General features: G+C 56.7%; 20 protein-coding genes. 8 read left to right on the plus strand and 12 right to left on the minus strand.

Annotation, left to right across the window (positions count from 1 at the left end):
- Window positions 1-51 precede the first annotated feature (51 nt).
- The 3 genes from ibpA to NR114_RS15160 all read left to right on the plus strand — a co-directional run bounded on the left by ibpA (window position 52) and on the right by NR114_RS15160 (window position 2,905).
- A complete protein-coding gene (gene ibpA, locus NR114_RS15150) occupies window positions 52-465 on the plus strand; it encodes a small heat shock chaperone IbpA (RefSeq protein ID WP_046374826.1) in 414 nt (137 codons plus the stop codon).
- A 128-nt stretch (window positions 466-593) separates the two neighbouring features.
- The gene (ibpB, locus tag NR114_RS15155) at window positions 594-1,022 is read left to right on the plus strand and encodes a small heat shock chaperone IbpB (protein WP_020824647.1); all 429 of its coding nucleotides are present in this window, start codon (window positions 594-596) and stop codon (window positions 1,020-1,022) included.
- A gap of 224 nt (window positions 1,023-1,246) precedes the next feature.
- Window positions 1,247-2,905 carry a putative transporter gene (locus tag NR114_RS15160; RefSeq protein WP_020824648.1) on the plus strand — a complete coding sequence of 553 codons (1,659 nt, stop codon included), beginning with the start codon at window positions 1,247-1,249 and terminating at the stop codon, window positions 2,903-2,905.
- Between the two features lie 36 nt (window positions 2,906-2,941).
- On the opposite strand, the gene NR114_RS15165 is transcribed toward NR114_RS15160, so the two are convergent.
- The 10 genes from NR114_RS15165 to NR114_RS15210 form a co-directional block, all read right to left on the minus strand.
- Window positions 2,942-4,195, minus strand: coding sequence for a valine--pyruvate transaminase (locus tag NR114_RS15165; protein ID WP_041415136.1), 1,254 nt, complete (start codon window positions 4,193-4,195; stop codon window positions 2,942-2,944).
- 134 nt (window positions 4,196-4,329) lie between these two features.
- Entirely contained in the window at window positions 4,330-6,399 is a 2,070-nt protein-coding gene (locus tag NR114_RS15170) for an alpha-amylase (protein ID WP_234529120.1), read from the minus strand.
- Window positions 6,400-6,562: 163 nt separating this feature from the next.
- A complete protein-coding gene (gene ghrB, locus NR114_RS15175; RefSeq protein ID WP_129941238.1) occupies window positions 6,563-7,540 on the minus strand; it encodes a glyoxylate/hydroxypyruvate reductase GhrB in 978 nt (325 codons plus the stop codon).
- A 166-nt stretch (window positions 7,541-7,706) separates the two neighbouring features.
- Complete coding sequence (locus tag NR114_RS15180) at window positions 7,707-8,975, minus strand: MFS transporter (protein ID WP_116691505.1); 1,269 nt, start codon at window positions 8,973-8,975, stop codon at window positions 7,707-7,709.
- 109 nt (window positions 8,976-9,084) lie between these two features.
- A complete protein-coding gene (locus NR114_RS15185) occupies window positions 9,085-10,044 on the minus strand; it encodes a sugar kinase (RefSeq protein WP_046374822.1) in 960 nt (319 codons plus the stop codon).
- 5 nt (window positions 10,045-10,049) lie between these two features.
- Window positions 10,050-10,802, minus strand: a complete 753-nt coding sequence (locus NR114_RS15190) for a sugar phosphate isomerase/epimerase (RefSeq protein ID WP_115057910.1) — start codon at window positions 10,800-10,802, stop codon at window positions 10,050-10,052.
- 183 nt (window positions 10,803-10,985) lie between these two features.
- Complete coding sequence (locus NR114_RS15195) at window positions 10,986-12,020, minus strand: LacI family DNA-binding transcriptional regulator (protein ID WP_020824657.1); 1,035 nt, start codon at window positions 12,018-12,020, stop codon at window positions 10,986-10,988.
- 128 nt (window positions 12,021-12,148) lie between these two features.
- Window positions 12,149-12,811 (minus strand): OmpA family lipoprotein, encoded by a 663-nt coding sequence (locus tag NR114_RS15200; RefSeq protein WP_020824658.1) that lies wholly within the window; start codon window positions 12,809-12,811, stop codon window positions 12,149-12,151.
- Window positions 12,812-13,078: 267 nt separating this feature from the next.
- Window positions 13,079-13,513, minus strand: a complete 435-nt coding sequence (locus NR114_RS15205) for an N-acetyltransferase (RefSeq protein ID WP_170868541.1) — start codon at window positions 13,511-13,513, stop codon at window positions 13,079-13,081.
- On the minus strand, window positions 13,510-14,076 hold the full coding sequence (locus tag NR114_RS15210) for a DNA-3-methyladenine glycosylase I (RefSeq protein WP_020824660.1): 567 nt from the start codon (window positions 14,074-14,076) through the stop codon (window positions 13,510-13,512). The genes NR114_RS15205 and NR114_RS15210 overlap by 4 nt, the downstream gene beginning before the upstream one ends.
- A 197-nt stretch (window positions 14,077-14,273) precedes the next feature.
- Between NR114_RS15210 and NR114_RS15215 the strand changes: the two genes are divergently transcribed.
- The gene (locus NR114_RS15215; protein ID WP_129941236.1) at window positions 14,274-16,262 is read left to right on the plus strand and encodes an autotransporter outer membrane beta-barrel domain-containing protein; all 1,989 of its coding nucleotides are present in this window, start codon (window positions 14,274-14,276) and stop codon (window positions 16,260-16,262) included.
- Window positions 16,263-16,280: 18 nt separating this feature from the next.
- On the opposite strand, the gene NR114_RS15220 is transcribed toward NR114_RS15215, so the two are convergent.
- The gene (locus NR114_RS15220; RefSeq protein WP_116928090.1) at window positions 16,281-17,621 is read right to left on the minus strand and encodes an MFS transporter; all 1,341 of its coding nucleotides are present in this window, start codon (window positions 17,619-17,621) and stop codon (window positions 16,281-16,283) included.
- Window positions 17,622-17,882: 261 nt separating this feature from the next.
- Here NR114_RS15220 and glyQ point away from each other — a divergent pair, with 261 nt between their 5' ends.
- The gene (gene glyQ, locus NR114_RS15225) at window positions 17,883-18,797 is read left to right on the plus strand and encodes a glycine--tRNA ligase subunit alpha (RefSeq protein WP_020824663.1); all 915 of its coding nucleotides are present in this window, start codon (window positions 17,883-17,885) and stop codon (window positions 18,795-18,797) included.
- A gap of 9 nt (window positions 18,798-18,806) precedes the next feature.
- Complete coding sequence (gene glyS, locus NR114_RS15230; RefSeq protein ID WP_020824664.1) at window positions 18,807-20,876, plus strand: glycine--tRNA ligase subunit beta; 2,070 nt, start codon at window positions 18,807-18,809, stop codon at window positions 20,874-20,876.
- A gap of 38 nt (window positions 20,877-20,914) precedes the next feature.
- Here glyS and NR114_RS15235 read toward each other — a convergent pair whose 3' ends face one another.
- Window positions 20,915-21,880: a Fic family protein gene (locus NR114_RS15235; RefSeq protein WP_234529116.1), complete on the minus strand. Its 966-nt coding sequence runs from the start codon at window positions 21,878-21,880 to the stop codon at window positions 20,915-20,917.
- Window positions 21,881-22,157: 277 nt separating this feature from the next.
- Between NR114_RS15235 and NR114_RS15240 the strand changes: the two genes are divergently transcribed.
- Together NR114_RS15240 and NR114_RS15245 are read left to right on the plus strand one after the other, a co-directional pair.
- A complete protein-coding gene (locus NR114_RS15240; protein ID WP_020824666.1) occupies window positions 22,158-22,877 on the plus strand; it encodes a DUF3053 domain-containing protein in 720 nt (239 codons plus the stop codon).
- Between the two features lie 532 nt (window positions 22,878-23,409).
- Window positions 23,410-25,329 (plus strand): PTS mannitol transporter subunit IICBA, encoded by a 1,920-nt coding sequence (locus tag NR114_RS15245; RefSeq protein ID WP_046374816.1) that lies wholly within the window; start codon window positions 23,410-23,412, stop codon window positions 25,327-25,329.
- The last annotated feature ends 25 nt before the right edge of the window (window positions 25,330-25,354 follow it).

A 25,354-nucleotide genomic window follows, 5' to 3' on the forward strand; every position in this document is an offset into this window, starting at 1 on the left:
ATGGAAGGCTTAATTATTCAACCTCGCTGAAGTGCCTTAGGAGGCTGTTTTATGCGTAACTTTGATCTTTCACCGCTTTACCGTTCCGCTATTGGGTTTGACCGTTTGTTTAACGCGTTGGAGGCAGGTCAGAGCCAAAGCAATGGCGGTTATCCACCCTATAACGTTGAGCTGGTCGATGAAAATCATTACCGCATTGCGATCGCGGTGGCCGGATTTGCCGAACAGGAGCTGGAGATCACCACTCAGGATAATCTGCTGATAGTCCGAGGCGCTCATAATAACGATCCAGCGGAAAGAACCTACTTATATCAAGGTATTGCCGAGCGAAACTTTGAACGTAAATTCCAGTTGGCCGAGCATATCCAAATTAAAGGCGCCAAACTGGAAAACGGGTTGCTGTATATCGATATGGAACGCCTGGTACCGGAAACATTAAAACCGCGTCGTATAGAAATTAAATAATTCATATTTCATCGGCGAAACGTCTCGCTGGTGAAATGTTAATGCCTGCCGACAGGGGGCATACCTTAATTTACCCTATGAATTTCAAGCTACGGGTAAAATCTCGCTTCATAGAAGGAGTTTACATCATGCGTAATTACGATCTTTCACCTTTGCTTCGTCAGTGGATTGGTTTCGACAAACTGGCCAGTTCAATGGGCGGCCAGGAGCCACAGGGGTTCCCGCCTTACAACATTGAGAAAAGCGACGACAACCACTACCGCATTTCTCTGGCGTTAGCCGGGTTTAAACAAAGTGAACTGGATATTGAAGTAGAAGGCCCACGCCTGACCGTACGTGGCAAGCCGACGCCGCCAGAAAAACAGGTGGAATATCTGCATCAGGGGCTGGTGTTCAAAGACTTCAACCTGACCTTCACGCTGGCTGAACACCTGCAGGTCTCTGAGGCCAAGTTTGAAAACGGCCTGCTGCATATCGATCTGGTGCGTCATGTCCCAGAAGCTCTGCAGCCACAGCGTATCGCCATCGGCACCACGCCGGGGTTGGAATCAAAATAACGCTTTGAAAAATTCATAGTTTTACCTATGCATTTCAGGCCGCAGAGGTTCGTACGGCGGCCTGAAAGAGGAAAGGTATCGACGGGGGAAGTCCAAACGGGCTTCCCCCGTTGCATTATGTGGCTTAACCCACAGTCGCGTTTTCCTACCTATGCCAAAATCCCTGTTAATTGTGTGACTTTGACCGCAAACCGGTTGTTAAACTTCTGGCAAGGATGTGACCTATGAGCGAAATCGCCCTGACCGTCAGTATGTTGGCGTTGGTGGCCGTTCTCGGGCTGTGGATGGGTAACTGGAAGCTGTATGGGGTTGGGTTGGGGATTGGCGGGGTGCTGTTTGGCGGCATTATCGTCGGGCATTTCGCCCAGAGTTGGCAGCTCAGTCTGAATGGCGACATGCTGCACTTCATTCAGGAATTTGGCCTGATCCTGTTCGTTTACACCATAGGTATTCAGGTCGGGCCCGGTTTCTTCTCTTCTTTGCGGGTGTCCGGGTTGCGGCTCAACGGCTTCGCCATTTTGCTGGTGCTGGTGGGCGGGGTGGTCGCGGCGGTGGTTCACAAGCTGTTTGACGTCCCGCTGCCGATCATTCTTGGCGTGTTCTCCGGTGCCGTCACCAATACCCCCGCACTCGGCGCCGGGCAGCAAATTCTTACCGATTTGGGCTCAGATCCGGCAATGGTCGATCGCATGGGGATGGGCTATGCCATGGCCTATCCGTTCGGTATCTGCGGCATTCTGCTGGTAATGTGGCTGATACGCCTGTTTTTCCGCATCAATATCGAACGGGAGGCTCAGGCTTTTGAAAGCAGCCTGGGCAACCAGCGCGAGCTGCTGCAAACCATGAATATCGCGGTGCGTAACCCGAACCTGCAAGGGATGGCGATCAAGAATGTGCCGCTGCTGAACGGTGAGGATATTATCTGTTCACGCCTGAAACGCGGTGAGTTGCTGATGGTACCGGCGCCGCTCGAGAGGCTGGAGCTGGGCGACTATCTGCATCTGGTGGGCAAACGCGAAAGTCTGGAAAATGCGCGGTTGGTGATTGGCGAAGAGGTCGACGTCTCGCTGTCAACGCGGGGGACGGAACTGCAGGTGGTGAGGGCGGTGGTGACCAATGAGAAAGTCTTGGGCAGCAAAATCCGCGATCTGAACCTGAAGCAAAAGTACGACGTGGTGATCTCGCGCCTCAACCGCGCGGGGGTTGAACTGGTGGCAGGCAGCAATGTAACGCTGCAATTCGGCGACATCCTCAATCTGGTTGGCCGCCCGGAGTCCATCGAGGCGGTGGCGGCCATTGTCGGCAATGCCCAACAGAAGTTACAGCAGGTGCAAATGCTACCGGTGTTTATCGGTATCGGTTTGGGGGTACTGTTGGGATCTGTGCCGCTGTTTATTCCGGGTTTTCCTGCTGCGTTGCGCTTGGGCCTGGCCGGTGGGCCGCTGGTTGCGGCCTTGATACTCGGGCGTATCGGTAGCATTGGCAAGCTGTATTGGTTTATGCCGCCCAGCGCTAACCTGGCGTTGCGTGAACTGGGTATCGTGCTATTTCTGGCGGTGGTGGGGCTGAAGTCGGGCGGCAACTTTGTCGATACCCTGATTAATGGCGAAGGGTTGGCGTGGATTGGTTACGGTGCACTGATCACCGCAATTCCGTTGCTCAGCGTTGGCGTATTGGCGCGGATGGTGGGCAAGATGAATTATTTGACGCTGTCCGGCATGCTGGCAGGTTCAATGACCGATCCGCCGGCGCTGGCCTTTGCTAACGGCCTGCACCCGACCAGCGGCGCTGCCGCGCTGTCTTACGCCACGGTATATCCGTTGGCGATGTTCCTGCGCATCATGTCGCCGCAGCTGCTGGCGGTGCTGTTCTGGGCAATGTAAGGCTTTGGGGCGCTGTCTGAGCGCCCCTTATTCAAATCAGCCAGCTTCCTGGTGAGCACGCTCGATCTCTTCCGCCAGTATCGCCACGCCACGTTCAATTTTCTCCGGATCCGGCACGTAGTTCATCCGCATGCACTGATGAGTATGTGGCCATTCATGCTCCAGCCCCGGGAAGAAGTAGTGGCCTGGCACCATCAGCACGCCGCGCTTTTTCAGGCGCTGATACAGCAGCTCGGTGGTGATCGGCAGATCCTTGAACCATAACCACAGGAAAATCGCCCCTTCCGGTTTATGGATCAGGCAGCGTTCCGGCGACAGATAGCGGCGGATAATGCCGATAGTCTGCTCGACGCGCTGCTTGTAGAACGGACGGATCACCTCGTTTGACAGTCGCAACAGGTCGCCACGTTCGATCATTTCCGTTGCCATGGCCGGCCCCATGCTGCCTGGCGACAAGCTGATAATGCCGTTCATGTTGGTCAGGGCGCCGATGGTTTTCTCATCGGCGATCACGATGCCGCAGCGCGAGCCGGGCAGGCCAAGCTTCGACAGGCTCATGCACAGGATAATGTTCGGGTTCCACAGCGGCGTAGCGTCGCTGAAGATAATGCCGGGGAAGGGCACGCCGTAAGCGTTATCGATCACCAGCGGGATATTGCGCTGCTGCGCCAGCCGATCGAGTTTCATCAGCTCTTCGTCGGTGATCACGTTACCGGTCGGGTTGGTTGGGCGCGACACGCAGATCATGCCGATATCGTCGCCAATATTCAGATGTTCGAAGTCAACGTGATACTTGAACTGACCTTCCGGCAGCAGCTCAATGTTGGGCTTGGCCGAAACAAACAGCCCCTCGTCCAACCCGGCATCGGCATAGCCGATATATTCCGGCGCCAACGGAAACAGCACGCGGCGACGGCTGCCGTCGGCATAGCGCCCGGCAAACAGGTTAAACAAGTAGAAAAATGCGCTCTGGCTGCCATTTGTCAGTGCAATGTTCTGTGGCGAGATCTGCCAGCCCAGCTCATCGCGCAGCAAATTAGCCAGCGCTTTCAGCAGGGCGTCTTTGCCCTGCGGGCCGTCATAGTTACACAGCGCCTCGGTCAGTTTGCCCTGATCGAGCATGTCCTGGCACAGTTGTTTGAAGTAGCTTTCCATCTCTGGAATTTGCGCCGGATTACCGCCGCCGAGCATGATGGCACCGGGGGTGCGCAGGCCTTCGTTCAGGTCATCCATTAAACGGGTAATGCCCGCGTAACGGGTAAATTTGTCGCCGAAAAGTGAAAAAGTCATAGGTGCAACTGTATTGTTTTTAGCAGGTAATACCCCACCATACCGCCAGACAATTTCCGGTGCAATGCGGTTCATAAAACAACCACCGGGAGTAAACTTCACCCGATGGTTTTTTAGCAGCATATCTCTCTGAATTATTGTGACCGATCGCCGACCCAGGCCACCATCACTTTATCGTCGCCGAGCCGACGGCTGAAAGCATAGTAGTGTGCCGTTTGCTGCGACTGCTGTGTGCCGGCACCGATCGCCGGGTGACGAGCGCGGAATTGACCCAGCCGCTGCCAGTGTGCCAACAGAGGAGCTTTGCTACCCTGCAACTCGGCCCAGTTCATATCGGAACGGGTACCCTGCAACGGATCTGAGCCGGTAGGGCCTAGATCACGGCCACTTTCATCGCCGTAGTAAATCTGCACCGCACCGGGTGCCAACAGCAACAGATCGGCAGCGCGCTGCTGCAGCGTTAGCGACCCTTTAGCATCGCTGGCAAAGAACAGCCGGGTATCGTGCGAGGAGATGTAGCTCAACACGTTGAAATCCTGCAGCTTATCAGCCATCTGTCGGTAGGTGGCATCGATGTTGGAGAAGCAAGCCAAGGCCTGGGAAGCCTGATCCTGGAAGTCAAAATTGATCATCGCGTCGAAGCCGTTCTGGTAATAGTCGCTTTTCATCACGCCATGGCCCCAGGCTTCGCCGGTCATCCAGAAAGGAGCATCATCCAGCGCCTGTTGTGGATGGGCGGTTTTCCACTCTGCCAGAGCTGCGGTGGCGCGCTGTTTCAATAGCGCCAGCGTTGGTTTTTCTACGTGCTTGGCGGTGTCGACGCGAAAACCGTCAATGCCATAGTCACGTACCCACTGGCTAAGCCAGGTGGTCAGGTAGTCGCGTGTGGTGGCGCCGGGAATCTCCCGCGCGGCGGTATCGGGTTTATGGCGGTAAAACAGGGGCAGACCACTGGCTCCGGGCGCTTCAGTTTTGATGTCCGGAAGGAAAGCCAGCGACATGGTGAGATCGTTATAGCCGGGTGGATCGTAGTCACCGATATCGGTACGGATCCAGTTTTTGCCCCACCATGAACTCCAGCCCGCTTTATCGCTGAAGTTGATGTAATCGTTGAAGCTGTGCCAGTTTTGACCTGGGCCTGGTCGCCAGTCACCCCAATGTTTACCCAACGTTTTTTCGATTTCTTCCTCCTTCAGATACAGCGAACCGAATTGGAAGGTCTGCATATCTGCCAGCGTGGCGTAGCCGACGTGATTCACTACCACGTCAAACAGAATGCGGATACCGCGTTGGTGCGCCTGATCGACCAGCGTGCGCAGGTCTTGCTCGCTGCCCATATTGGCATCGAGTCGGGTCCAGTCCAGCGCGTAATAGCCGTGGTAAGCGTAATGCGGAAAGTCTCCTTTGGTGCCGCCGCCGACCCAACCGTGGATTTGCTCCAGCGGCGAACTGATCCACAGCGCATTGACGCCAAGCTGTTGCAAATAATCCAGTTTGTTCGTCAGGCCAGCCAGATCGCCGCCGTGGAAGGTGCCGATCTCCTGCATGCCGTCGCTGCGGCGTCCGTAGCTGTGGTCGTTGGCCGGGTTGCCGTTCTCAAAGCGATCGGTAAGGGCAAAATACACCGTGGCGTTGTGCCAATTGAAGGGCGCCGGTTTTTCGCTACCGGCAGATTCCAACAACAGCAATCCACCGCTACCGGCGGCGGGTTGCAGGGTGATTTTGCCCTGGCTGACCTTTGCCGTTTGGCCTGAATAGAAATCGCGTACCAATTCGCCTTCGTCAAAGGTTGCCGCGACGTCAAGGGTGACCGGTTTACCGTCCCAGCGTTGGCAGGTGTGCGTGGCGGCGGCAGTGGCGATTTCCGCTGCGGTTTTCAGACTGAGTTGTAACGTCGGCGTGCCGCTGCGCGTGTCGATGCGCACCTGGTATTCCCCGGTGCGGAACAGCCGCCAGTTAACCGGCGGGTTATCGCCGCAGGGTTGCAGTGACAACGTCTGGTTCAGTTTGACCGGCGTAGTTGGCTGCCAGCATTGCTGGTCTTGGTAAATTTTCAGCGGCAGTTCGCCTTTGGGCAGCGTGGCGTGGCTGGTGAACAAGCCGTCGGCGGAGGTACCGTCAAAGGCTGGGAAGCTTTGCAGCGTCCAGCTTGCCATTGCCGCAGGCGACAGCAGCATCAGCAGGGGAAGGGTCAGGCGTTTCATGGCTCTCCTTACGCGTGGCAGGAAGCGTTTTTATCGTAGGGTAACGCCCAGTGTGACGAACGATGAAAAAATAGCCTCATCCCGGCGCGAGATTTTCAGGGAGGAGAAGGCAGGGGGAGGTGAAGGGCAAGAGATAGGGCGGGAAAACTCCCGCCCATGAAAGTTACTTCTTCAGCAGCTGCGGGTTAACGCAGTTTTCTGTGACCTTGCCGGTCAGCGCGGCGATCAGGTTGTCCACGGCGCAGGCGGCCATGCCATAACGGGTCTCATGGGTCGCAGAACCGATATGCGGCAGCGCTACTACGTTCGGCAACGTCAACAGCGGTGAAGATACCGGCAGCGGTTCCTTTTCGAACACGTCCAGCCCGGCGGCATGAATAGTGCCGTTTTTCAGCGCCTCAACCAGTGCCGCTTCATCCACCACCGGACCACGGCCGGCGTTGATCAGAATACCGCTCTTTTTCATCTTCGCCAGTTGGTCACGGCTGATCATATGGAAAGTTTCGTCGGTCAGCGGCAGCGTAATGCAGATGAAATCGGATTCGGCCAACAGGGTATCCAGGTCACAGCGGCGGGCATTAAAACGCTGCTCTGCTTCTTCATGAGTGCGACGGGCGTTATACAGCACCGGCATGCCGAAGCCGAAATGAGCGCGTTGCGCCAGCGCCAGACCAATACGACCCATGCCGAGGATGCCGATAGTTTTGTGGTGCACGTCAACGCCAAACCAGTCTGCCCCGATGCTGCCTTGCCATTCGCCGGCCTTCACTCGATCGGCCACTTCTACCACGCGACGAGCTGTCGCCAAAACCAGGCTCATGATGGTGTCGGCGACGGTTTCAGTCAGCACGGTTGGGGTGTGCATCAGCAGCACGTTATGGGCATTAAGCGCGTCAACGTCGAAATTATCGTAACCGACGGAAATGGTTGAAGCCGCGCGCAGTTTGGGTGCCTGCTGCAAGAAAGCCTCATCAATTTTGCCGCCGGAACCGATGATCCCTTCTGCCTGTTGCAGCGCCTGGCGTAACTCATCGCGGTTTTCCGGGTTTAGCCCGTTGAAGGCATGCACGGTGAAGTGCTGTTCCAGTCGTTCACGCAGATCGGTGGGAATGCTTTTGTATAACACGATAGAAGGCTTCATCACTTACTCCAGCAATACCCTTCGTCTTTCAGACTGCAGCGTTGTTAACTGCTCGAACTTCCCCCAGTGACTTACTTAAGTCATAGCCTGGGGGAAGTTCGTTTGTCGCCTGGCTGCAGCCTGAAATCCATTGGGTATATTCAACAGAAAATAAATTATAACGAGACTAAGCCAGTTGTGGGTGAGCCTCGTTGCGAGCAGGCTTGACGATCAGCGTCACCACCACGGCCACCAGCAGCGCAATGGCCATAAACATATACGAAGCTGCCGGGCTGCCGGTTGCGCCGTTGAGGTAACCGACGAACCAGGAACCGAAGAAGGAACCCAGCGCGCCCATGCTGTTGATCAATGCCATGGCACCGCCGGCGACGTTTTTCGGCAGCATCTCGGGAATGATGGCGAAGAACGGCCCGTAAGGGGCGTACATTGCCGCACCGGCAATCACCAGCAGGGCATAAGAGATCCAGAAATGGTTGGCGCCTACGGCATAAGAACCAAAGAACGCCAGCGCGCCAATCAGCAGCAGTGGCCAGACGAACAGCTTACGGTTTTGCATTTTGTCCGAAGCCCAGGACACCAGGATCATGGCGATGGTCGCTGCCAGGTAAGGTACCGCCGACAGCCAGCCAGCCTCCACCATGCCCATTTCCATGCCGCTGCGCAGGATAGAAGGCAACCACAGCACGAAGCCATACACGCCAATGCTCCAGGCGAAGTACTGGACGCAAAGCAGGATCACGTTGCGTGAGCGGAAGGCTTCGCTGTAGTTACGCACCGCTTTGATGCCCTTCTGCTCTTCTTCCAACTGCTGCTGCAGGGCTAGCTTTTCTTCATCGCTCAACCATTTGGCCTGCGCCGGTTTGTCTTTGACCAGCACCCACCAACAGAAGGCCCAGATCACCGCCGGAATGCCTTCAAAGATGAACATTTCACGCCAGCCGTAGGCATGGATCAGGTAGCCGGAAACCACCGACATCCACAGCACGGTGACGGGGTTACCGAGGATCAGGAAGGTATTGGCACGCGAACGTTCGGACTTGGTGAACCAGTTGCTGATGTAAATCAGCATTGCCGGCATCACCGCGGCTTCCACCACGCCGAGGATAAAACGGATGGCCGCCAGCATCGGGATATTGCTGACCATGCCGGTCAGCGAGGCGCAGGCGCCCCACAGGATCAGGCACCAGAAAATCAGTTTTTTAACGCTGCGGCGTTCGGCATAGATCGCCCCCGGGATTTGGAAAAAGAAATAGCCGAGGAAAAACAGCGCGCCCAGCAGCGATGACATGCCTTTGGTGATGCCCAGATCGTCATTGATGCCAGCCGCCGAGGCAAAGCTGAAGTTGGCTCGGTCGAGATAGGCCAGGCTGTAGGTGATAAACACGATGGGCATGATGTACCACCAGCGTTTAGCCGCGATAGTCGCTTTGGTCATGTTCAGATTCCTTCAGTGGTGTCGTGGTGCTCTCCCGGCGGATCTGGTTGTAGGGCCAGAGACATCAGCCGTTCGGAGAAGGCTATTAACTGATATTGTTTTGTTATATTTATTCAGCCAGTGCCGCGCGGGTCGGCAACCCTTCGCTGTCACCGATGGCCTGAATGGCCAGCGAGCCGATTTTATTGCCGCGTTGCACCGCCTGTTTCAGCGTTTTGCCTTCCAGCAGGGCGCTGATGGTCCCGACGGCAAAGCCGTCTCCTGCACCTACGGTATCCACCACATTGCTGACTTTGATTGCGGCTACCGCCGCCTGATCGCCCGCTGCGGTTTTAAACCAGGCGCCGTCCGGGCCGGTTTTAATGATCACCGCCTGTACGCCGCGCTCCAGATAAAAATCGGCAATCCCTTCCGGTGTCGACTGGCCGGTAAGAATTTGCCCTTCTTTCAGCCCCGGCAGCACCCAGTCGGCGGCAAACGCCAGCTTGTTCAGCTGCTCGATCATCACCTGCTGGCTGGACCACAACACCGGGCGCAGATTGGGGTCAAATGAAATGGTTTTGCCCATCGCCCGCATCTCGCGTGCCGCGTGGTTGCACAGCGCCAGCGATTGACCGGACAGCGCTGCCGCCACGCCGCTCAGGTGCAGGTGGCGTGCGGAACCAAAGTAATCGCGGTTGAAGTCGTCGACCGACAGGTGGCTGGCCGCCGAGCCTTTGCGGAAATACTCCACACTGGGATCGGTACCATCGGAGGTTTTAGATTTGATCTGAAAACCGGTCGGATAATTAGCATCCACCGTCACTTGCTGGGCGTTGATGCCTTCTTTTTTCAACTGCTGCAGGGTGAAGCGGCCGAAAGTGTCGTTGCCGACGCGGCTGACCCAGCCGACGTTCAGCCCCAGACGAGCCAGGCCGATTGCGACGTTCAGCTCGGCGCCGGCAATGCGTTTGGTGAAGTTGTCCACTTCCGCCAGATCGCCGGTTTGGGTTGCCACGAACATCGCCATGGCTTCACCCAGAGTGACGACGTCCAGTTGCGCGCGATGCGCGGTAGTCAGCGTTGTCATGATGTTTACTCCGCACGCAAAAGGTTAACGTAGTAGCGGGTCACGTCTTCCAGACTGTCACCTTGCAGTGGGAATTCAATGCCGCGTGGTGCGTCCAGCGGCAGGCGAGTCAGCAGATCGCGCCATTTGCCATCGCTGTCATCCAGCGCCACGGCACGCCAGCCTTTCAGGCTATGAGTTGCGGCTTTAACGTGAACGTAGCTGACGTGGCGGGCCAGGCGATCGGCGGCGGCGAAGGCGTCTTGCCCCACCCAGTGCCAGTTGGCCATGTCGAACGTCATGCTGACCGGCAGACGGTTATCTTCTGCGGCGTGGAAAAAGGCGTTGAGCAGCGACAAAATCCCGCAGTCAGGCGTTTGATCGTTCTCGACCACCAGGCTGACCGGATGTTGCTCCAGTGCCACTTTCAGTTCGGTAAAGTCGAAGCCCGGCTGGTAATGTCCAAGCGAGAGTTTCAACTGACGCGCGTTCAGCGTTTGGGCTTCCGCCAGCAGTGCCGGCAGGTTCGGGTTGAGCGTATGTTGTGGAGTGAACAGAGCCTCAGGCGCAGAGTAAACGGCAAACAGCTGCTGTTGTTCGATGGCCTGAGCCAGTGCCGGCAGGTTTTCCAGCTCCTGGGCAGAAAACAGTTCGCGGCGGATCTCTACACCGTCGGCGCCGGCATCGGCAATGATCGGCAATAATGCGGTCTGGCCGCCGAGCTGTTGGACGGTATCGGTGCCGTAGGCACCGGTCACCACGATAATTTCTCTTGTCATTTTTTGCTCCTGAGGTGGCGTTATCCCACCGCTGCTGTTAACCACACGTTAAATGGTACCGGTTCCAGGCGAAAGCGACAGAGTGTAAAAATATGATCGCAATCACGAACATGAGCAAAAAATAGTCTGAGGAGGATGTGGCTGGGGCGCCGTATGTCGCGCCCTGAGCAGGAAAGAAGGGGATTATCGGGTGGTGGAGCCGCGCACGATCAGTTCACCAGGGAACATCTGCTCGCTGATGGGGGTATCCAGACCCTGAATGCGTTGCACCAGTTGTTCTAGCGCGGCGTGGCCCATCTGATAGGTCGGCTGTTTCAGCGTGGTGATGCCCACGCCGGCCAGTTCGGCCCATTCCAGTTCGTCAAAGCCCAGCAGGCCGATATCGCTGCCCCATTGGATACCCAGTCGACGCATGGCGCGCGCTACCTGCAGGGTCAGGGCACCGTTGGCGGAAATCACCGCTTTGCGCATGCCGCGATGGCGAGTATTGAAGTCGCCGAGCACCCCTTCCAGCAGCTTGACGTCGTTCAGCGGAACTTCGGCCTGTTCGGCCAACAGACCGGCATGTTGCGCCATGGTTTGGTTAAACGCGTGCAGCCGCTCCAGGCGGGTATTGACCGTGCCAATGGGCTCGCTGAGAAACAAAATGGCTTCGAAACCCTGTTGCAGCAGGTGTTCCGTGGCGGTCGTCGCGGCCTCGTGGTTGTTGAGGCCCACCACATCGCAGGCGAAATCATGAATTTTTCGGTCGATCAGTACCATCGGCAGCATGGATTGTTGCAGCGTCGATAACGCCTCTTCGCGCATACCGACGGCGTTGACCACAATGCCCTCTACCCGGTAGCTGCTGAGCAGTTGCAGGTAGTGCTGTTCCTGATTGACTTCGTTGTTGGTGTTACACACCAGCAGGGTAAAGCCGTGCTGACGGCAGGCGGCTTCGATGCCGCGCATCACGTCCACCGAATAGGGGTTGGTTATATCGGCGATGATCAGGCCAATCAGCCGCGTCTGTCCCCCTTTCAGGCTCCGCGCCATCTGGCTTGGACGGTAGTCGAGCTGGAGGATAGCCTGCTCGATGCGCTGTTTGAGATCGTCAGAAAGCAGGTGCTGCTCACCATTCAAGTAGCGCGATACGCTGGTTTTACCGGTCTTGGCGGTTTTCGCCACATCGCTGATGGTGGCCCGCCCCGAGGCGCGTATTGCCTTAACACTGCTCACAACCGATCTCCCCTGAGGTTAATTGCCAAGGAGACTATCACACAGAATGTATAGCCGGGAATGTTGAATGGGATAAGGGAAGAGGATCGACAGGATAAAAATGGCGGGGCATTGTGCCCCGCTCGGGATTATTGCAGCGGGCTGAGGGTGATCTCGACGCGACGGTTTTGCGCCTTGCCTTCTGCCGTGCTGTTGGAGGCGATCGGATTATCCGGACCTGCCCCGGTGGTGCGAATGCGGTTAGCCGCCACGCCCTGGGTGATTAACGCGCTGCCAACGCCGTCGGCACGCTGCTGCGACAGGGTCATGTTCAGTGAACGGGAGCCGGTGCTGTCGGTGTAGCCGACCACGTTAACCGCCGTTTTCGGGTATTCCTTCAGTACCATGGCAACGCCGGTCAGGGTGTTGGCACCCGCCGGTTTCAGGGTGGCGCTGCTGCTGTCAAAGGTGACATTGTTCGGCATGTTCAGCACGATATTGTCGCCCTGACGGGTAACGCTGACGCCGGTGCCTTTCATTTTGTCGCGCAGCTTGGCTTCCTGCACGTCCATGTAATAGCCGGCGCCACCGCCCAATGCTGCACCTGCCGCTGCGCCGATCAGTGCGCCTTTGCCGCGGTCTTTTTTCGACGAGGACAGCACGCCAACGCCGGCACCCAGCGCGGCGCCCAGGCCTGCGCCAATACCGGATTTACCGGCTTCGGATTCCCCGGTGTACGGGTTGGTGGTACAGGCTGACAGCGTGAGCGCCACGCTCACCGCGCCGGCAATAATCGCAATGCGTTTTTTCATCTTTTTTCCTTTGTGGCATCAGAATCTGGGTGCGCCAATCCAATTTGGGGGCGCTAAAAAACCGTTGTCGGCATGCCAAGACGTGCCGAGGCGCTACTATGACGCGGATACTTTCCGGCAGTTCCGGAAAAAAACGTGACAAAATATAAGCGGATAACGGGCTTGAGCCTGTTATCCGGCAAAAAGCGAGGGAATACCATGCAGCGGATTCTGAATTGAACGCATCCCGGTGCGGGATGCGCCTTTTTTAGCCGGAAGTGACAAGATTTAAACTGCGGACGGCCAGTTCATGATTAAGGTATAGGCCTGCGTTTCTTCGTTAAACAGACGCTGCGTCACCTGAAACCCCAGCTTGTGGTAGAACGCGCAGGCGCGCAGGTTTTGCTCATACACCTCCAGGCTTAGCTGGGGATAGCGCTGTTGTACGTGCGCCATCAGCGCCTGTCCTACGCCATGGCCGTGAAAGGCCTGTTCAACGAACAGTGCGCCAATAAAGCGTTGATCCAACACGCTGATAAACCCGACGATTTCCCCTTGATGCCAATAGGCCCAGCTTTGCGCTCGCGGCAGATAGTTTTCCCGCACCAGCGTCGCGCTTTCTTGCCAGTAGCTTTCCTTGACGAACGGGTGCGCAGCAATGGTGCTGGGCAACCACAAGGCCATTAACCGCTCCATATCTGCCGGGTGGCAGGGGCGGATCACTGCGGCTTTGGGTAGCAGAGGCATCCTGTGAGATGATCGTTCACCAGCCCGCTGGCCTGCATAAAGGCGTAGCAGGTGGTGGATCCGATAAATTTGAAGCCGCGTTTTTTCAGTGCCTTGGACATCGCGTCCGAGCGTTCGGTTTTCGCCGGCACCTGGTTCAGTTGCTGCCAACTGTTGAGCTGCGGTTCGCCGTCGACAAATGACCAGATAAAAGTGACAAAATCTTCCCCGGCCGCTTCCATGGCCAGATAGGCTTTGGCATTGGCGATGATGGCTTCAATTTTGCCCCGGTGGCGGATAATGCCGCTGTCTTGCAACAGCGCGGCTATCTCTTGTTCATCGATAGCGGCCACGCGCAGCGGATCAAAATTGTGGAAGGCGCGCCGGTAATTCTCACGCTTTTTCAGCACGGTGATCCAGGACAGCCCGGCCTGCTGGCCTTCAAGGCATAGCATTTCAAACAGCTCGCGCGCATCGGTGGTTGGTGCGCCCCATTCCTTGTCGTGATACTCGAGATATAACGGATCCGCCGTCACCCAACCGCAACGTTCATTGGCCATACTGACTGTCCTTGTGCTGTGTTTATTTACAGTAATCATTACCTGAAGTGGTGAACTTGGCAAGCCCCTGATTGTTTTATCATCAGTCGGCTTGACGTGGGGGAAAAGCCAGCAATATTTACTAGATGGCCGGCAGGTAAAAAGGCCAATGATAAAAACGTATTTTCCTTCATTTGCTGGCTCTCAGGAGTCTATTCATGCCTCTTAAAATAACCTGTCTGCCCCGCCCGGCGGTGCTTGCAGTGGCGATATTATGCAGTATGACGACCCCGGTGCTGGCTTATGACCAACTCTACGTCTTCGGCGACAGTCTGAGCGATACCGGTAACAATGGCCGCTTTACCTATGACAGCAATAAACATCTGTTATACGACGAAGTACTGGCGCAACGCATCGGCGCGGCGTTAGTGGCTTCGGACGATGGCGGCAATAACTACGCCGCCGGCGGGGGCGTGGCGGTGCCGGCGCTCAACCCGGCGGACAATACGCAGGATCAGGTGCAGAGCTACCTCGGTCAGGTCAATGGACGGGCTGACGGCGATGGCCTGTATATACACTGGATTGGCGGCAACGACCTGGCGGCGGCGGCATTAAACCCGACGACCGCGCCGGGCGTAGCCTACAACAGCGCAGCGGCGGCGGCCGCGCAGGTTCATTCATTGCTGAATGCCGGTGCCGGTACGGTGATCGTGCCGACGGTGCCGAATATTGGTTCCACGCCGCAGTTGATGGAGCTGATCATCCAGCAGGCGTTGACGCCGGTGCAAAACGCAGCGGTTCAGGCAGCCTACGCCACCCTGAATTCGCTGACCACGCCGGATAACGCTTCACGTGCCGAGGCTATCCATCAGGCCCTGACGGCGGCAGCGGCGCAGGGCAGCGCGATCCCCCAGGTGCAGCAGGCGATTGCCGCACAGCTGATAGCCGCTTATGACAGCCTTAGCGCGCAGGCGGCACAACTGACCGATTTCTATAACCAAAGCGAAGACCACCTGCTGGCGCAGGGGAGCGGGAACATCGTCCGGGTTGACGTGAACAAACTGTTTGGCGAGGCGATTGCCAACCCGGCGCAGTTTGGCTTCACCAATACCGCAGGCATGGCCTGTCCGCCGGGCGTCTCCTCTGCGGTGTGCCGTTCTACCATGCCGGGTTTTGATAGCAGCCAGGCCTACCTGTTCGCCGACCATTTCCACCCCAGCCCGCAGGCGCATCTGTTGATTGCCGATTACATTCAGGCGGTGCTCGACGGTCCTGCGCAGGTGGTGGCGCTGAATCAGGCGACGGCGGCCATGGCGCGTGACAGCCGTGCTACCCTCGACAGCCGTTTTCAACAGCTGCGCAGTGGCGAAAACCCGCAAGGATCGCTGGGCGTGTTCGGAGGCTATGCCGGGCAGCACTATGACTATTCTTCCAATCTGGCGGCGGGCGACGGCAATGCCACTACTCATAATCTGACGGTAGGGGTGGATTACCAGTTGACCGACGGCTGGCTGATCGGCGCGCTGATTTCCGGCTCCAATGACGATCAGCAGCCCTCCAGCCGCTACGACTACAAAGCGCGTGGCCTGCTATTTTCCGCTTTTACTGCCCTTGACCTGTTTGAAAACGGTTGGGTGAATGCCGATCTGCACTATGCGACGATGAATTACGATGATATTCGCCGCAGCATGCAGCTTGGGGCGTTAACCCGTACCGAAACCGGCAGCACCGACGGCAAGCAGTGGGGGGCGCGGATCACCGCCGGTTACGATTTCCCCGTCACCTCTTACCTGACCACCGGACCGATGGCACAGTTTGCCTGGGATTACAGCAACGTCTCCGGTTACAGCGAAGACGGCAATGACAGCACCGCCATGCGCTTTAACGATCAAACCTACCATTCGCAGATCGGTGCGTTAGGTTGGCGGTTGGACAGCAAGTTCGGCCTGTTTAATCCCTATGCCGAGGTGAGCTATCAGCATCAGTTTGGTGATGACGTTTACCGTGCCGGCGGTGGCCTGAAGTCCACGCAGACTTCGTTCACTCGCGACAGCGCCAGCCAGGATAAAAACTGGGTGGATGTGACGCTGGGGGCGAATATGCCGTTGACCGATCAGGTGGCGGCTTTCGCCACCGTTTCTCAGACCGGCGGCCTGAGCAGTGGCGAACAGTTTATGTATAACGTCGGGGTCAGCGCCCGTTTTTGAGTGCCGATGCCCGATCGCTTAGGGGGCCGTTTGCTGCATACCTGGGCGGTTGGGCAGCGTGATATCTGCCATAATCTTTTTTTCCGGCTGTAGCAGCGTCATGCACAGCATGCTGCAGAAAGACACCACGGCGGTGGCGAAGAACATGGCGCCATAGCCGTGATGCTGTGCCAGCCAACCACTCAGCATCGGCGCGGTGATCGAGGCAATATTGGCGATCGCCAGCGTCATGCCGCTGTAAGCCCCCACCGAAGCTTTCGGCGTGACGTCTATCACCACCGACCAATACACGTTATTGACCAGCGCATTCAGCGCATTGCCCAGCGTCATCAACAAAATGATTTCGGTCGGCGTGCTCATAAAGGGGATCAAGACGAAGCAGGTGGCGGTCAGCAACAAGGTGACTGCCGCAAACAGGTTGCGTGCCAGCCGCAGGTTGCCAAAGCGTTTCAACAGCGCATCGGCGATGCGGCCGCCGAGCAGCACGGTGAAGCAGGCACCGCTCCACGGGATCATCGCCACGTACCACAGCGAATGCAGATCGTAGTTAAAAGTATCCTGCAGGTATTTTGGGCCCCAGGTCACCAGTACAAAGGTGACGTAAAGGAATGAGAAGTAACCCAGCGCGTTAAATACCAGCGTGCGGTTGGTGAAAAACGCCCACCATGGCAGAGGTGCTTGTGCGTTATCGGCTTCCTGATCGGCGCTGATGATGGCCAATTCGGCGGCGTTGACTTCAGGATGCTCCTGCGGCGTGTCGGTGAAGAAACGGGCAAACAGCAAAATGGCGATCAGCGAAAACAGGCCCAGCAGCATGAACATGCTGCGCCAGTCATCGGTCAATAGCAGTAACCCCACGGCCAGCGGCGCGGTCAGCAGCGAACCCACCTGGGTGCTCAGTAACCCGATACCCAGCGAAAAGCCACGTTCTTTGCGCGGCGCCCAGTTGGCGATGGTTTTATTCATCAGCGCGTAGGCCGGACCTTCGGCAAAGCCGAACATGATCCGCAGTGCGGCAAACCCCATAATGGCGGAACCGCCGAACAGCGCCACGCCCAGTTCGCCGGCCCAGGCGGTCGCAATCTCCAGCAGCGACCACAGCGCCCCGGCGATCAGCCAGACTTTTTTGGTGCCGATACGGTCGGCCAGAAAACCGCCGCACAGCGAACCGAACAAATAGCCAAAGCCAAAATAGCCCAGCACGGCGCCCAGCTGCGCCTTGTTGAAGTTGAATTCATGGGAGATATCGTTGGCGGCGAAGGACAGTGCGCCGCGATCGACGTAGTTGATCAGTGCAATGAAGAACACCATGGCGAAAATGCGGTAACGATAGCGGCTGTCGGTTAAGGCGGTTGTCATCAGCGAATCTCCTGAAAGGGGGATATCAGGACGCTAGCAAGGTTGGTGCCAGCCTGAGTGACGCCTTCTGGCCGGGGAATTGGGGAGATTATGACGCTGAAACGGCGCTACAGAGGGGCATTTGCCCCGTTTTAGTGCGCGAAAAGACCGCGCTTCTTTGATGATTCACACTTGTTGCGGGATTCTGGCTGTATATCTTACGGTCAACGGGTATACTGGCCCATCCCATTTAAATCCACTTGTATCGCGTGCGAATTCAACATGCAAAAGTTTGATACCAAGACCTTTCAGGGCCTGATCCTGACACTGCAGGACTATTGGGCGCGCCAAGGCTGCACCATCGTTCAACCACTGGACATGGAAGTCGGCGCGGGAACCTCTCACCCGATGACGTGCCTGCGCGCGCTGGGGCCGGAGCCAATGGCTACCGCCTACGTGCAGCCGTCCCGCCGTCCGACTGACGGCCGCTACGGTGAAAACCCGAACCGTTTGCAACACTACTATCAGTTCCAGGTGGTGATTAAGCCATCGCCGGACAACATTCAGGAACTGTACCTGGGCTCGCTGAAAGAGCTGGGTCTGGATCCGACCATTCACGACATCCGCTTCGTGGAAGATAACTGGGAAAACCCGACGCTCGGCGCCTGGGGCCTGGGCTGGGAAGTTTGGCTCAACGGCATGGAAGTGACGCAGTTCACTTACTTCCAGCAGGTTGGCGGCCTGGAGTGCAAACCGGTCACCGGCGAGATCACCTACGGTCTGGAACGTCTGGCGATGTATATCCAGGGCGTGGACAGCGTATACGATCTGGTGTGGAGCAACGGCCCGCTGGGTGTGACCACCTATGGCGACGTGTTCCACCAGAACGAAGTGGAGCAGTCCACTTATAACTTCGAATACGCCGACGTGGACTTCCTGTTCTCCTGCTTTGAGCAGTACGAGAAAGAAGCCCAATCGCTGCTGGCGCTGGAGAAACCGCTGCCGCTGCCGGCTTACGAACGTATTCTGAAGGCCGGCCACACCTTCAACCTGCTGGATGCGCGCAAGGCGATCTCGGTGACCGAGCGTCAGCGTTATATTCTGCGTATCCGCACGCTGACCAAAGCCGTTGCCGAGGCCTACTATGCTTCCCGCGAAGCGCTGGGCTTCCCAATGTGCAAAAAGAACGAGAACTAAGAGGCAGCCATGACTCAACAGACTTTCCTGGTGGAAATCGGCACGGAAGAGCTGCCGCCGAAGGCTCTTCGTTCACTGGCAGAATCCTTTGCCGCGAATTTTACCGCCGAGCTCGACAGTGCCAATCTCGAACATGGCGAAGTGAGCTGGTTTGCCGCACCGCGCCGTCTGGCGCTGAAAGTGGCCGACTTGCGCGCTGCGCAGGCCGATCGCGAAGTCGAAAAGCGCGGCCCGGCCATTGCCCAGGCGTTTGACGCCGAAGGCAAGCCAAGCAAAGCGGCCGAAGGTTGGGCACGCGGTTGTGGCATCACCGTCGATCAGGCTGAACGCCTGGTGACCGATAAAGGTGAATGGCTGCTGTATCGCGCCCATGTTAAAGGCCAGCCTGCGCAAGCGCTGCTGGCGGGCATGGTCAGCAATTCGTTGGCCAAGCTGCCGATCCCGAAACTGATGCGTTGGGGTAATTCTGACGTGCAGTTCGTGCGTCCGGTACACACCGTGACCCTGTTGCTGGGTGAAGAACTGATCCCGGGCACCGTGTTGGGCATCGATTCTGGCCGCACTATTCGCGGTCACCGCTTTATGGGTGAAGCCGAACTCACCCTCGACAACGCTGACCAATATCCGCAGATCCTGCTGGAACGCGGTAAAGTGGTGGCCGATTATGAAACCCGCAAGGCGCTGATCAAGCGCGATGCGGAGCTGGCAGCGCAGCAGCTTGGCGGCAAGGCCGATCTGAGCGAAAGCCTGTTGGAAGAAGTGGCCTCGCTGGTGGAATGGCCGGTGGTACTGACGGCCAAATTCGAAGAGAAATTCCTGGCGGTGCCGGCGGAAGCGCTGGTCTACACCATGAAGGGCGATCAGAAGTATTTCCCGGTGTATGACGCCGCGGGCAACCTGATGCCGAATTTTATCTTCGTAGCCAATATCGAATCCAAAGATCCGCAGCAAATCATCTCCGGTAACGAGAAGGTGGTGCGCCCGCGTCTGGCCGATGCCGAGTTCTTCTTCAATACCGACCGTAAAAAACGCCTGGAAGACAATCTGCCGCGTCTGGAAACCGTGCTGTTCCAACAGCAATTGGGAACCTTGCGCGACAAGACCGATCGCATCCAGGCGCTGGCGGGCTGGGTTGCCGGCCAAATTGGTGCCGACGTTAACCACGCCACCCGCGCGGGCCTGCTGTCGAAGTGCGATCTGATGACCAATATGGTCTTCGAATTCACCGACACTCAGGGCGTGATGGGCATGCACTATGCGCGTCATGACGGCGAAGCGGAAGACGTTGCCGTTGCGCTGAACGAGCAGTATCAGCCGCGTTTTGCCGGCGATGCGCTGCCGGAATCGCTGGTGGCCTGTTCGCTGGCGATCGCCGACAAGATGGACACCCTGGCCGGTATCTTCGGCATTGGGCAACATCCGAAAGGTGATAAAGACCCGTTCGCACTGCGCCGTGCCGCGCTGGGCGTGCTGCGCATCATCGTTGAGAAAAACCTGCCGCTGGATCTGCAGACCCTGACCGAAGAGGCCGTGCGCCTGTACGGCAGCAAGCTGACCAACGCCAAGGTCGTCGACGAAGTTGTCGAATTCATGCTGGGCCGTTTCCGCGCCTGGTATCAGGAAGAAGGTCACGCCGTCGACACCATTCAAGCGGTGCTGGCACGTCGTCCGACCAAGCCTGCGGACTTCGACGCACGCGTTAAGGCGGTCACTCACTTCCGTACGCTGGAAGCGGCTACGACGCTGGCGGCGGCCAACAAGCGCGTCTCCAACATCCTGGCCAAATCTACCGATACGCTGAACGATCGCGTTCACGCTTCGGTGTTGAAAGAGGCGGCTGAGATCCAACTGGCGACCCACCTGGTGGTGCTGCGCGATAAGCTGGAGCCTTTCTTTGCTGAAGGCCGCTACCAGGATGCGCTGGTGGAATTGGCGGAGCTGCGTGAGCCGGTCGATGCGTTCTTCGACAACGTGATGGTGATGGCCGATGACGAAGCGGTGCGTGTAAACCGTCTGACGTTGCTGAGCAAGCTGCGTGAGCTGTTCCTGCAGGTCGCGGATATCTCCGTACTGCAATAAGCGGTTCTGTCGTGAAAAGGCGCCTTAGGGCGCCTTTTTTATTGCCGTCGGTGCAGCGAAACACCTTGAGCGGTTAGTCGGTATTTTTGCAGGCGACTGTTGGGTTTTTCGGGCAGGGTCATTTCAATTAGCCGCGCGTTTAGCGCAGGACGTAAATAACGCTCACTGAAAGATTTTCGATCCTGCAGTTGCAGCGCATGCTGAATTTCCTCGCGTGACATCTCGCCTTTAAGTATCGCCAATAGTTCGGCGACTTGGGGGGTGACTTGGGGGGTGACTTGGGGGGTAAGGCTATGTTCTAGCGCTCGCAAGATCATGCCCAGCATAAATTCGACAAAGGGAGCGCAGTCACTCTGTTGGTTACTGGTGTTCAGCGCCTGGTAATAACCGGACTGATTGTCATGTACCAGGCTTTCAACCGGCACGTTGGCAAACAAGGGCTCCCAACGTGACAGGATCAGCGTTTGCCACAGTCTGCCCATTCGTCCGTTACCATCGGCGAAAGGGTGGATAAACTCAAATTCGTAATGAAATACACAGCTTGCGATCAGCGGCGGTAGGTCGGTCTCTTTTAACCAGAGCAGCAGTTGCCGAATTAACTGGCAAACCCTTTCCGCAGGTGGCGCCATATGAATGACGGTTTTACCGTTCATCACCCCGACACCGCCATGGCGGTAATGTCCGGCATCTGGCAATAGGCCAGCCATTAGCAGCCGGTGTGCAGCGAGTAAATCCTCCTCCTGCATGGGACGCCAGTTGTTCAAATTTCCATAGCAACGAATAGCATTAAGCGCCTCCTGAATATCGCGAGGTGGCGCAATGATACGTTTACCTTCGATGATGGCGGTGATCTGCTCTTCACTTAAAGTATTGCCTTCGATAGCCAAAGAGCCCTGAATGGTACGGATGCGGTTGATGCGGCGTAGCCGTAAGGCATGTTCTTGCTCAGCCTGCATTTTTAAACGCGCAAGCCGATCGCCAACATCGGTTACCAGATGCAGCATGCGTGAGCTGATGGTCAACGGTGGCTGATAGGATGACATGCGCAGCTTGGCCCGGTGATAAATGATACAAAAGTGTATCATGCCCCTGAGTCGGTACAGTAGCCCCTTGCCAGCGCGTATAGCACCTTGCATGTTGGCCTTTCGCCCAAGAATAACCACCAAAAGGTGAATCGCGTATCGGATCGCATTCAGTTGATCTATTCTTATAGGCGCAAGGAGTGCAGCAAAAGGGACGGAGTCCGATGAAAAAGCAGGTTTATAACAGGAGTTATGTCACATGGCGGTAGGGATCAAGAGCAGAGTTTTCGCGCGTTGGTTGGCCCCGGTATTGGCATTGTTGGTGGTCATGCAATTGACTGCCTGCGGCGATAAAGAGCCGGAACAACGCAAGGCGTTTATTGATTACATCCAGAATACGGTGATGCGCAGCGGCGCGAAAATCCCGACGCTGAGCGAAGATCAGAAACAGAAGTTCGGCAACTATGCCGGTGATTACGCCATCCTGGTCGGTTTTTCTCAGCAACTGTCCAAATCACTGGATGCCAGCCTGACGCCGGCGTTGGATCAGATTAACCAGATCCGCACCGCACAGGACTACATGAGCAAGCGCGATACGCTGCAACAGTCCGTTGGGGCGCTGAACCTGCTGGGGCAGCAAATCCAGTCAGCCAAGTCGCAGGCGGATACTGCCCGGACAGCGCTGAAGCAACCTGACGATCTGAAAGCCGTATATAACCAGGCGTACGACAAGATTGTTACCGGGCCGGCCAATGCGCTGATGCCGGTGATTCCGACCACGGCCAGCTTCGTTCAGGATCTGGTTCAGGTGGGGGATTTTCTGCGTGCCCAGGGCAATCAGGTGGCCTTTAATAATAACGGCGTGCAGTTCCGTACTTCCCAGCAGGCAACGCAGTACAACACCATGATGTCGAATCTGGTAGCCAAGCAGCAGGATTTACTTAACGCACAGAAAATCGTCTCCAGCGTTACTCAGTAATCTCCAAACGCAGAAGCCGGCAGTCCGGCTTCTGCCATTCCCTTCTGACTTTCCAACGGCTTGCTCACTTCTTGCACCACGCATCTGTACTACACTTCAATTAATCATCTATTTCCGACATGTAGTTTTCTTTCATTCATCGCACCGCTATTTCCCGACGGGATGAATGCTCACAGGGAAGACCTTCTTCAAGCCAGGATTCGGTAGCCACTGAAAATAGATTGTGATCACCATCACAATTTAAAAACAAACGCGCATCAATTAAATGTGACCAGAATCACATTTAATTGGGTTTTAGGCGAATTTTGTTCTCGTTGTGGCTTTTTTACACTGAGTAACTGTGATCAATATCACTATAAGTGCCCCGATAATGGGGGTGTTGGTGTGATGCTTGTCACAAAAATTCCGTGAAGTTCGCACGGTAAAAACTGCGTGATAGAGTCCATTTCGCATACAGCAACAACACGGCTGGATCGTAACAACAATAATCACGCGCTCTTATTGTCAGCGCGTAACAATAGGGGTGTGTTTTATGTTTTCACCAGACATCAAAGTCAAAGTTCAAAACTTTGGCCGCTTCTTAAGCAACATGGTGATGCCTAACATTGGCGCCTTTATCGCCTGGGGTATCATCACCGCGTTATTCATTCCTACCGGTTGGCTGCCGAACGAAACCTTAGCCAAACTGGTTGGCCCAATGATCACTTACCTGCTGCCGCTGCTGATCGGTTTTACCGGTGGCCGTCTGGTGGGAGGCGATCGCGGTGGGGTGGTGGGCGCTATCACCACCATGGGCGTGATTGTCGGGGCAGATATGCCGATGTTCCTCGGCGCCATGATTGCCGGTCCGCTGGGCGGCTGGGCGATCAAGCATTTTGACCGCTGGGTAGACGGCAAAATCAAAAGCGGTTTTGAGATGTTGGTGAACAACTTCTCCGCCGGCATTATCGGTATGCTGCTGGCTATTCTGGCATTTTTGGCCATTGGCCCGCTGGTTGAAGGGTTGTCACATATCCTGGCGACCGGCGTGAACATCATGGTGACCAATAACCTGCTGCCGCTGGCGTCAATCTTCGTGGAGCCGGCGAAAATCCTGTTCCTGAACAACGCCATCAACCACGGTATCTTCTCGCCGTTGGGCATTCAGCAGGCGACCGAAACCGGTAAATCCATCTTCTTCCTGATTGAAGCCAACCCAGGCCCGGGTATGGGCGTACTGATGGCCTACATGTTCTTTGGCCGCGGCAGTGCCAAGCAGTCTGCCGGCGGTGCCGCGATCATCCACTTCTTCGGTGGTATCCACGAAATTTACTTCCCGTACGTGCTGATGAATCCACGCCTGCTGCTGGCGGTGATCCTGGGCGGTATGACCGGCGTGTTCACACTGACCCTGCTGAACGGCGGTCTGGTGTCTCCGGCATCTCCGGGTTCGATTCTGGCGGTATTGGCGATGACCCCTAAGGGCGCTTACTTCGCCAACCTGGCGGCGATCGCCGCAGCGTTCGTGGTGTCCTTTGTGGTTGCCGGGTTCCTGCTGAAAACTTCGAAAGCCAAAGAAGAGGATGACCTGGAAGAGGCCACTCGCCGCGTACAGGCGATGAAATCCCAGTCTAAAGGCGGTGCTGCGGCTCATGCAGCGGTGGATGGTGACCTGACCACGGTGCGTAAAATCATCGTTGCCTGCGATGCGGGCATGGGTTCCAGCGCCATGGGGGCCGGGGTACTGCGCAAAAAAGTGGCGGACGCCGGGCTGAAAAATATCTCCGTGACCAACAGTGCCATCAACAACCTGCCGGATGATGTGGATCTGGTGATCACTCACCGTGACCTGACTGAGCGCGCGATGCGTCATGCGCCGCAGGCACAGCACATCTCGCTGACCAATTTCCTCGACAGCAAGCTGTACAACGATCTGACCGAGCGCCTGGTGGCGGCCAATAAAACCACCGATAACCAGCAGAAAGTCATCAGCACGCTGGACGACAGCTTTGAGGCCACCGAGCAAAACCTGTTCAAACTGAGCGAAAGCAACGTGTTCCTTAATCTGCAGGCCAGCGACAAGGAGCAGGCGATCCGCTTCGCCGGCGAGCAGTTGGTCAAAGGCGGTTACGTTGAGCCGGAATACGTCGCGGCGATGCTGGAGCGTGAAAAACTCACCTCAACCTACCTGGGCGAGTCAATCGCCGTGCCGCACGGCACCATCGAAGCCAAAGACCGGGTGTTGCGCACCGGCGTGGTGTTCTGCCAGTACCCGCAAGGCGTGCGCTTTGGCGATGAAGAGGACGAGGTGGCACGACTGGTTATCGGTATCGCCGCACGCAACAACGAACATATCCAGGTGATCACCAGCCTGACCAATGCTCTGGACGACGACGGCGTCATCGAGCGGCTGGCGAATACCACCAGCGTACAGGAAGTGCTGGACCTGCTTAGCGGCAAGAAAGCCGGATAACAGAATCATTTTAAGGGGTGCAGCT

The sequence above is a fragment of the Serratia sp. Ser99 genome, from assembly GCF_024519545.1.
Taxonomy (GTDB): domain Bacteria; phylum Pseudomonadota; class Gammaproteobacteria; order Enterobacterales; family Enterobacteriaceae; genus Serratia; species Serratia liquefaciens.